This window comes from Psychromonas arctica (assembly GCF_038155225.1).
GTDB classification, from domain to species: Bacteria; Pseudomonadota; Gammaproteobacteria; order Enterobacterales; family Psychromonadaceae; genus Psychromonas; species Psychromonas arctica_B.
Genome location: NZ_JBAKBA010000048.1, coordinates 19404 through 29783, shown reverse-complemented (window position 1 = coordinate 29783; position 10380 = coordinate 19404). Strand labels below are relative to the sequence as shown.

The 10380-nt window shown below is 36.5% G+C and carries 7 protein-coding genes; all 7 read left to right on the top strand.

The genetic code is table 11. From position 1 onward, the window contains the following. Nucleotides 1-620: 620 nt before the first annotated feature. The 7 genes from V6255_RS15855 (at nucleotide 621) to V6255_RS15825 (ending at nucleotide 10369) form a co-directional block, all read left to right on the top strand. Nucleotides 621-905, top strand: coding sequence for a BrnT family toxin (locus V6255_RS15855; protein WP_341629027.1), 285 nt, complete (start codon nucleotides 621-623; stop codon nucleotides 903-905). Between the two features lie 2 nt (nucleotides 906-907). Continuing rightward, a complete protein-coding gene (locus V6255_RS15850) occupies nucleotides 908-1126 on the top strand; it encodes a CopG family antitoxin (protein WP_101084662.1) in 219 nt (72 codons plus the stop codon). 1789 nt (nucleotides 1127-2915) lie between these two features. Continuing rightward, nucleotides 2916-3950 carry an RES family NAD+ phosphorylase gene (locus V6255_RS15845; protein ID WP_341629026.1) on the top strand — a complete coding sequence of 345 codons (1035 nt, stop codon included), beginning with the start codon at nucleotides 2916-2918 and terminating at the stop codon, nucleotides 3948-3950. Nucleotides 3951-4284: 334 nt separating this feature from the next. Further along, nucleotides 4285-4992: an SDR family oxidoreductase gene (locus V6255_RS15840; protein ID WP_341629025.1), complete on the top strand. Its 708-nt coding sequence runs from the start codon at nucleotides 4285-4287 to the stop codon at nucleotides 4990-4992. A gap of 1181 nt (nucleotides 4993-6173) precedes the next feature. Continuing rightward, complete coding sequence (locus tag V6255_RS15835; RefSeq protein ID WP_341629024.1) at nucleotides 6174-7199, top strand: TAXI family TRAP transporter solute-binding subunit; 1026 nt, start codon at nucleotides 6174-6176, stop codon at nucleotides 7197-7199. 64 nt (nucleotides 7200-7263) lie between these two features. Next, nucleotides 7264-9216: a TRAP transporter fused permease subunit gene (locus V6255_RS15830; RefSeq protein ID WP_341629023.1), complete on the top strand. Its 1953-nt coding sequence runs from the start codon at nucleotides 7264-7266 to the stop codon at nucleotides 9214-9216. Nucleotides 9217-9307: 91 nt separating this feature from the next. Next, nucleotides 9308-10369: a carbon-nitrogen hydrolase family protein gene (locus tag V6255_RS15825; protein WP_341629022.1), complete on the top strand. Its 1062-nt coding sequence runs from the start codon at nucleotides 9308-9310 to the stop codon at nucleotides 10367-10369. The last annotated feature ends 11 nt before the right edge of the window (nucleotides 10370-10380 follow it).

Here is a 10380-nt window from a genome sequence, read left to right as displayed (position 1 = left end):
ATATAATTAGTTAATAATTGAATATATTAGATCACATAATTAGGCGGAATGGTATTACACAAAAAATGGCTAAACAGACATCGTCACCGAGTTTGATGGGTGCTTTCACTTTCGACCGTTTTTTTGCCATTGTCGTCAGTTTTATTGACGGGAAAGACATAAGCGTTTAACTGCAGATCCAATGATCAAATTCAATCGTCAATTGGTAGCCTTTGACTTTGGGGCGCTGACTTTAGTCTGCATTCTTTTCATGTGTGTGTTTTCCTTCTTTTTATGCCCTACATTTGAATACAAAGCTTTTAACTTTGAATGTACTTTTCAACTTTCTTTAAAGTAAAAATCGATAATATTACGGTGAATAAAGTTATGAGTAAATTTACTCTGCGCGACCAAGATAAAGCTAATTCTTAATCAATCATCAATGGGGAATATACTGTTTTGTTCATTTCTTTCCTGAGCAGCGAGAAGTTAAGGAATAATTTACATTAAGCCAAGGGTAAAGCCCTTAACTCAATAAATTCCTCATTTTTATTTAAAATAAACAGGCTGAAAATAAGTTATTCTACAGCTATCGTTAGAGCTACTTTGACATTTACCTTCCGCGTACATACAATGTACATATGATAAAGTTCGAATGGAATACAGCGAAAGCTGTAACAAATGTCAAAAAGCACGGTGTTTCTTTTGAGGAAGCTAAATCCGTATTTTTTGATGATTTCGCATTACAGTTCTTTGATCAAGAGAACTCCGATTCCGAAGATCGTTTTTTAATGCTTGGAATGAGCAATGAAACGAATCTATTACTTATTTGCCATTGTGAACGCGACGGTGGAAATATTATTAGATTAATTTCGGCTCGAAAAGCAACTAAAAATGAAAGTAAAAACTATCAGCGAGGGCATTAATTATGAAAGCAGAATATGATTTATCTACAATGAAATCGCGTAAAAATCCATACGCTAGTAAATTGAAAAAACCGGTGACAATGCGTCTTGGAGAAGATGTTATCTCTTATTTTAAAGGAATGGCAGAGGAATCTGGCGTTCCTTATCAAAGCCTTATAAACCTTTATTTACGGGACTGTGTTGCAACCCATAAAAAAATTGATATAAATTGGCATGCGTAACATAGCTCTAATCTGGTAGCCGAAGGTAGCTAACCTCCAGCTCCGTACAGGGCAGTTCATCTTATGATGAATAGTGAATGTTAATCCACAAATCCTTTAATGACATCAAACCTTGTCTAGCTAAAAACTCATTACTGCTCGCACTATTGATCCCTTTGGCTTTCGAACTACGACAAAGTCCTTTACTTATACTTTTTATAAATCTACTTGCACAAGAAATGGCTAAACCGTCACGGCAGATCCAATGATCAAATTCAATCGATAGCCTTTGACTTTTGTGCACTGACTTTAGTCTGCATTCTTTGCATGTGTGTGTTTATCTTCTTTTTATGCCCTACATTTGAATACAAAGCTTTTAACTTTGAATGTACTTTTCAACTTTCTTTAAAGTAAAAATCGATAATATTACGGTTACTAAAGTCATGAATAAATTCACTCTACGCGGCCAAGATAAAGCCAATTCTTAATAAATCATCAATGGCTAAGCCCTTAACTCAAGAAATCCCGTATATTTAGCCCTCTAATTCCATTTATGACTCAATTTAATCAATTAGTTAATAAAAACAAAATAATCTATTTAATCTCAAGTAAATGTAAGCTACTGTCATTTTTATTTAAAATAAACAGGCTGAAAATGAGAAATTCTACAGCCTCGTTATATGTCATTCGTGTCAGGAGTATATTTATGCAATTCTTAATTGGTTTAGGCTGTTTTGTTGCAGTTTTCGCATTTTATTACTATGCATTATATTCGCCTAAACAGCATGACGATTGGGATAAGTTACCGACTTTGTCAGAGTATTTGGACAAATATCCAGAGTGTAAAATAAGTGATGATGAAAATGCTAAATGTTATTCATGTAGTTCTGAAAAAGTTATTTTTCAGCCATTAACATCTCACTCAGATCCTCGATATAAACACATCTGCTTGTCATGCAGTAAAACTCTATTTAAAAGTAAGTCAATAATATCTTAATAATTAAACATATAATCGGGTAGTCGGAGATATCTATCCTCCAGCCCCACACCTCCGTGCATGTGGCACCGGGCAGTTCATCTTATGATGAATAGTGAAGATTAATCCACAAATCCTTTAATGATATCAAACCTTGTCTGGTTAAAAACTCATTACTGCTCGGACTATTGATCCCTTTGGCTTTGGAACTGTGACAAGGTCCTTTACTTATACTTTTTATAAATCCACAGGCACAAGAAGTGACTAAACTGTCACCGTCACCGAGTTTGATCGATGCTCTCTCTTTCGACCGTTTTTTTGCCGTTGCCGCCAGTTTTATTGACGGGAAAGATATATGCATTCAACGGCAGATCAAATTTAATCGTCAATTTGTAGCCTTTGAATTTGGGGCGCTGACTTTAGTCTGCATTCTTTGCATGTGTGTGTTTTCCTTTCTTCGAATGCACCTCATGGGAATACAGAGCTTTTAACTTTGAACGTACTTTTCAACTTTCTTTAAAGTAAAAATCGATAATATTACGGTGACTAAAGTCATGAATAAATTCACTCTACGCGGCCAAGATAAAGCCAATTCTTAATAAATCATCAATGGCTAAGCCCTTAACTCAATAAATCCCGTATATTTAGCCCTCTAATCCCATTTATGACTCAATTTAATCAATTAGTTAATAAAACAAAATAATCTATTTAATCTCAAGTAAATATAAGCTATTGTCATTTTTATTTAAAATAAACAGGCTGAAAATGAGAAGTTCTACATTCTCGTCAGGTGTGCTTATTATTTTAACTGATTGCATTAAGGAGTAATTGATATTGCTTTGTTCAGAGTGTTTTAATGATGAAGGGTTAAAACTCAGCGCTTTTCAGATGGGTACTAAAAGTGAAGAGCCTTGTGAAAATTGTGGAAATACTTCAGGTAGAAAACTAAATGCTGCAGTTATTGCGCAGCTAGCACATAGGTTTTTTGTTTGGGGAACATTGCATCGTTGTAAATTTGGCGCAGCTCCAATAATTCAATTTAACGAACATCAGAAAACTAATATTACTCCATCGAGCTGGCTTGAAGAAGATATAGGGCTTTTTGAAAAAGCTATAGGTATTGGTTTCTTTCATTATGGGCCAAGGCTATGGATGATTGGAGAAGTAGAACCGTTAAAGGATCTTGAAAATAAAGATACAAGAGAATTAACGATTGATAGAATTCTTAATGAATACCCTTCAACTTACTTGAAAAAAGACGACTCGTTCTATCGTATAAGGGTTAATCCAGAAAAACCAAGCCTTGAATCTGAATATGATACTGCTCCGATTAATTATTCTGGAAGTGGTAGGTTGGACTCTTCTGAGTTGCCTATTTTGTATGGTTCACAGGACTTAGAAGTCTGTATTCATGAGTGTAGAGTTAGTTCTGAAGATGATATTTATGTAGCAACATTTGAAGCAGCTCAAGACTTAAAACTTCTCGACTTATCTGTAGTTCTTCAAGAAGAGTTTACCGAATTCGAGAGCCTAGATATGGCTGTTCATATGCTTTTCTTAGCAGGAAAACATTCATACGAAATATCTAGAGAGATCAGTAGATTGGCTAAGAACAATGGTTATGACGGTATAATTTTTCCATCTTATTTTAGCCTTTTACGTTCAGGTGGAATGCCATTTGAGACAACATATGGGTTATCTCATAGGCGGATACCTCAATTGCAAGAATATGAAGGTATGAAGATAATTAAGAACCTTGCTTTATTTGATCGGCCTCTTTTAGATTCAAAGATTAGAATAAAATGTATAAATAAACTCGTATTACATACTGTTGAATATGGAGTCCATTTTGGACCTGTTGAATATTAAAAAATCGCCTAACAAGAGACTATAGCGTCAATAGTTAATTTTACACTTTTGGCGCTTCCCACAATACTCCATTCCTTAACATTGAATTTAAGATAACAATCATCTTTCTAGTTCTGTTTGTTTATTCGTGTGGATTAGTCAGTGAATAAGTAATAGACCGTCATAAACTTTCACGATAAATAGTGGGGTAAGTGGTAACCATATATGTCCCACAATATTGAAAAATCAATAATTTATTTGAATTTAAAGTAAATATAAAATACTGTGTTTTTATAATTAAAATTCGGGCTGAGAATGAGAAATTCTTCAGCCTCGTGAGATCTATAGGTAAATAATGAATAACGTAGTTGTATTAATAACTGGCGCTAATAGAGGCATCGGTTTCGAATTAACAAAACAATACTTGATAAATGGATGGACGGTCATTGCTACCTGTAGAAATCTAGAATCGGCGGTTGATTTAGTTTCATTGAAAGGTCAGTTTCCTGATAAATTATTTCTTGAATTAATGGATATCACTTGTCCTGAAAATATTAAGACGTTGGCAGGTAAACTTAGCGAGGAAAATATTAAGTTAGATTTAATAGTAAATAATGCGGGATATTTGGATCGAGAAAATACAAGTATTCATAGTATTGATTATGCTAATGCTGAAATGTGTTTTAAAGTGAATTCACTTGGGCCACTATATTTAACTCATTGCTTTTTACCTCTAATGAATAAAAAAAGCTTATGTAAGATAGCGGTTATTTCTTCTGCTATGGGATCTTTGTCGCTAGAACAAAGTGTCGATTGGTATGGTTATCGAATGTCTAAAGCAGCAGCCAATATGCTAGTAGTGAATTTATCAAAAGAACTTGTTAATGATAATGTCGCTGTGGTGGCTGTTCATCCCGGTTGGGTTCAAACAGATATGGGCGGATCTACAGCAAGTGAAAATGTTGTTGATTCGGCACTCGGAATTATGAAAGTTATTCGGAATTTATCTATTGAGAATACGGGAAACCTTTATAGTTTTAATGGTGAGCAGTTACCGTTCTAATAAAGCTAATTGGCTAGCTGGAGGTGTCTAACTTCCAGCTTCCACAACAACTTACATGGGACTCCACACAGGGTAGTTTCTCTTGTGATGAATAGTAATACCAAAAGAATTAATAAGGTGATCATTCTTGCTGGTTAAAATCACCCCTAACTGCGTTCTGAAGTGAGAACAACTATCTTCTACAACTCACGCCTTATTAGTGTTAATTTTTCCTGCGCAATTTCTGACTCCATTATTGATCTTTTTTTGTGAACGATGATATTAGCAACCTAATAAAACAAGCTTTAACTTCGGGGCGCTGACTTTAGTCTGCATTCTTTGTATGTGTGTGTCCTTTCCTTTCCTTCAATACCCCAAGCTTGAATACAGAGCTTTTAACTTTTAATGTAATTTTTTAAAGTTAAATCTACCAGACAAAAAAGGCGGTAAAAGACTGATACCGATCGTTTTCCAATCCAGTTCAAGCTTCTTCATTTTTTCTTGTTTGCTTTTACTCATCCTTTTGCAGTGCTTTGCGTTAAGTTAATGCTAGCGAAATTTTATATAAAGATTCAAAAAAACAGGACATCAACTCACGTTTTGGTTTGATTGGTATTGGTTATGTCTTATTTTTGAATAATGTGAATGTGAAAACTTGATCCATTTAAAGGTTAGAAGGGGATGCTTGTGTTTGTTTTATCTTCAATTTCACTAATATCTTTATGCTATTTTCCCCGTTTAATAACACATCAAAATTTGACCCTTTAGGATTCTAATTGAATATTTATCGAGTGTTTCAGGAATGATGATTCTGGTATGAGTTTAAGGCGTATTGATATTAGCTAAAGGGATATTGATACAAATTAGGGAAAAAACCGATTAATAATACGATTTTTATGACTTTTTTAAAAAATAATTTCTAATCATTAAATTTCTTAATTTAACGAAAAATGACTGTTTTTCGTTAAATTCACCGTAAATTCTCGGCAAAAACGCCTCATAATATTGCAAAAAATAATTTTATCGCACCTATCTAGTGCACTTTTTGGTTCATAGTTTTTTCCTTGTTAGTTGTAATAAATAACATGCTATACACTTGGAAGCGTAGCTCTTAGACTATTTTTAGCAATTGTTTAGTCGTTAACAATTCTTATTATAAAACCGACTAAGGAATGTCTTTATAACACTACAGGAGTACTACTATGAAAAAGCTTGTTAATAACACTTTTGCTTTAACGATTTCTGCAATATGTTTACTTTCCACCTCTCTTTCCGTTACTGCCGCGCCTAACAAAGTTGATATTTTAATTTCTCCTTCAGGCTCTGGTCCTTATCTCGCTTGGGCAACCATGCAAAATTATGCTAGTGATTACACCGATAAGATAGCCCCTACTGCAGTAGAGACACCGGGGTTTACCTACAATGTTAGGTATTTGGCATCATCTCCGCAACTTTGGAAAAACACTATTATTGGTTCAGGGCAAGTGGTTGAATGGGCCGCAAAAAAAGGTATATCTCCTTTTTTCCCTAAGCCAATGGAAGCTGTAAACGACTTTCGTGCATTAGGGGTAATGAGCCGAACCAGTAATATGTTTGTTACTTTAGATCCCTCTATTAAAAGTAAAGATGATTTTATTGGTAAGCGTGTTGCTGTTGGTTTGTTGAGTCAAAATGAATGGGGTATGCATCAACGCATGATGCTTGATGGTTGGGGGATAACTAAAAAATTGAAATCGTTTGATGCACTCGGTCCTGCTCAAAATATCAATGCTATCTTAGATGGTAAAGCCGATATCGGGACACTTGTGACTCATAGTAATCGTGATTTCAGTGTTACTTTGCAAGCGGGTCCATTTAAAACATTAGAAAGTTCGGGTAGAGATTATACGTTTATCGATATTGATAAAGAAGACATCCAGTCTTATATCGATAAAACAGGGGCTCCTTTTAGTATTCAAGTTTTACCTGCTAATACTGTTGCTAATCAACCTAAACCCGTCACTAGCTTTGGTAACTATACCTTGTTATCGGTACATAAATCTTTCCCAGAGGAAGATGCTTATGAGATGACTAAGTTATGGTTACAGTCAGGGATTGAATTAGGTAAATATAGCGCAGTTGCAAAAATATGGGATAAGCAAACTCTTGCAACAATTGCCAAAATTGGACTTGAAAATATTCACCCAGGTGCATTACGAGCTTATAAAGAATTAGGCCTTATAGATTAAATTTTTCTTGAATAGTTTTAATCGTTTTTCGTTTGTCGTTTAATTACGAACTAAAGGTCTAGGTATGTTAGCAAATAAATCAAAAATGATGACATTAAGTCATTGGGCTTTATGGTTGGTAGGGGGAAGTCTTCTCACTTACCACATGATTACACTTTGGGTCAGCGTGCATGGTGCAATGAAGCATTACACGATGCATTTAACGGCGGTACTCATTCTTGGTGCGCTGTTGATTTTGGGGAATCGCGCTGCAGATAAGTCGTCATTGTCTAGAGTGATCGATATTGTTACTTCTCTTGTTAGTCTGGTTCTTGCAACAGGTGCGGGTGTCTTTCTTTATGCAAATGCAGAAACATTAGAAATTACGCAGCCTTTTGTTGAGAATGATGCATTGATTGCGGGGGCATGCCTTATTGCTTCTGTTATTTTAATCACATGGCGGATGTGGGGGGCAACGATCGCCCTTGTTTGTCTTATAGGTGCTGCTTATATGACATTTGGGCATTTGTTACCCGAGCCTTTAACGTCACGTCAACAACCATTAAATGTAGCCATTAGTTTTCTTGGTGGTATCGGTGGTCCTCGAGGTGTACTTAATTATATGCCGCTGTCTGCTGATATGATTTTCTTGTTACTTGTTTACGGTGGTTTACTTCATGGTACTCGTGTTATTGATACCTTTGGTGAGCTAGGGCAAGCGATTGGTTTACTTGTTAAGGGCGGCGTGGCTTATTCAGCTGTTGTTGCAAGTACATTGATAGGCATGGTGACAGGCCAAGCAATTAGTAATATTGCCCTGTCTGGTGTGATGACGATTCCTACGATGAAGAAAAATGGGTTCACTGCTGATGAAGCGGGAGCCATTGAAGTTATGTCTTCAACGGGTAGCCAGTTATTGCCGCCTATTATGGGGCTAGGGGCCTTTTTAATGGCCGTAATATTGGGTGTTTCTTACATTGAAGTCGTGATTGCAGGGATTATCCCAGGTTTGCTTTATATGTTTGCAATCAGTATTGCCCTATATAGTTTAGTGGGTCATAAACCGCGTAATGTTTCACAAAAATATAAAATTAATTGGCGAAAGATTAAATGGACATTACCGTCATTTATTTTATCTTTTACCGTTTTAATTGTATTGCTAGTGTTGCGCTACTCGCCTGCGATGGCTGGTTTTTGGGGTGGGTTACTGGTTGTTCTATTATCGTTTGCTCGTCCTGCTGAGTTCCGCCCAAATATTAAAGAGTTAATGAAAGGCTGTTTAACAGGCTTAGAGACAGCGGTGCAATTAACGGTTGTGCTTGCTGCTATTGGACTGGTTGTGCAAACCTTAACAACAACAGGTCTTGGTGTTTCAGCGGGGCACCTCATCTCAGCTTACACTGACGGTAATATTGTTATTGCTCTTCTGATTGGTATGGGCGTTTCCCTGATCGTCGGTATGGGGTTACCTACTCCTGCCGCTTATGCGTTGATTGCCATCATTGTTGTCCCAGGATTAATTGATGCAGGGTTATCACCTATTGCTGCAAACATGTATGGCTTTTATTTTGCGATCTTCTCTGCTCTTACACCCCCTGTTGCTGTCGGTATTTTAGTTGCCGTTAGAATCTCTGGAGGTAGCTTTATACGCAGTGCCATTGAAGCTGCGAAGCTTGGGAGCTGTGCTTTACTTGTGCCTTTTGTCTTTGTTTCTATTCCTAGTATTTTGGATCCTACCAATATTACTGTACAAGCAGTGCTTGGACTTGTGGTGTTCTTATGTGCGTCTATTTTAACGGCTGGGGTTGTTTACGGTGCCATTGGACGAAAACTAAGCTCACGTGAACGTTTAGTTTATGCGTTTGCAGGGCCATTGTCTTTAATCGCTTATTTGTTAACTCATAGTGTGTGGATAGGCTTAGTACCGATCCTGACAATGATTATCCGAATGGGGTTAACGTATCGTGACAAGGTTAAACATCAAACGTTACCTGAGTCAGATATTACTAATGATAACCAAGTTGTTCTTCAAAATTGAATCATCAATGTAATAACTGCATTGAATAGAACACATATTGAATTCAAATTATTTAATTTAAAATATTTAAGAATAAGAAAGGAAAAGTCCTATGACTTCAAGTACTAAACAAAATAATCCCGTTCGAGTGGCTGCCGCTCATGTTTCTTCAGAGTTTTTTGATCCTGCCGGAGGCGTAAAGAAAGCCATTAAGTATTTAACTGAAGCTGCTGAAGCCGGTGTTGAACTTATTGTATTTCCAGAGAGTTTTATTCCTGGTTTTCCCATTTGGAATGCGTTATCAAGCCCTATAAAAGGACATGAAAACTTTGTTAAATTTGCCGCTTCATCGTTACGTGTTGATGGACCGGAAATTAAAGCCATTGCAAGTGCGGCTGCACAACAGAAAATAGCCGTATCTCTAGGCTTTTCAGAAGTTGCTTCATACTCAGCAGGGTGTTTGTGGAACTCAATGATATTGATTAATGCACAAGGTATCATCGTCAATCATCATCGTAAACTAGTGCCTACTTTTTATGAAAAATTAACGTGGAATCGCGGTGATGGCGCAGGGCTGTCTGTCGTAGATATGCCGTTTGGACGAGTCGGTGGTTTGATTTGTGGTGAAAATGGTAACCCTTTGTCGCGCTATGCACTGATGGCACAAGGTGAGGAAATTCATTGTGCTAATTATCCACCTATTTGGCCATTTAAAGATCCTCGTGATTCAGAACCTTATGATTTGGCAGATGCAATTCGAGTGCGTGCAGCAGCACATTGTTTTGAAGCTAAAGTGTTTTCAGTTGTCTCTGCAGGTTTTATAACAGATGAAAATATAGCTTTATTATGTGATGACGATGAAGCTAGAGCCATTTTAGAAGCTTCTCCAAGATCTGCTTCTATGATTGTCACGCCTAATGGCACCACGTTGGGTGACACTTTATCCGACCGAGAGGGACTTGTTATAGCGGATTTAGATATTAGTAGTCTTGTGGAGTTAAAACAGCACCATGATATGGCCGGCTATTATAATAGACATGATGTGTTTCATGTCTCGATTAATCGCTGTCGACAAAAGCCATTACATGATTTAGTTAGCCACGGTGCTAATAGTTCAGTACCGATTGCTAATACAACCTTAGAAGAGAGTTTAGATCTGATTAATTATACTTAATATGTCGACTA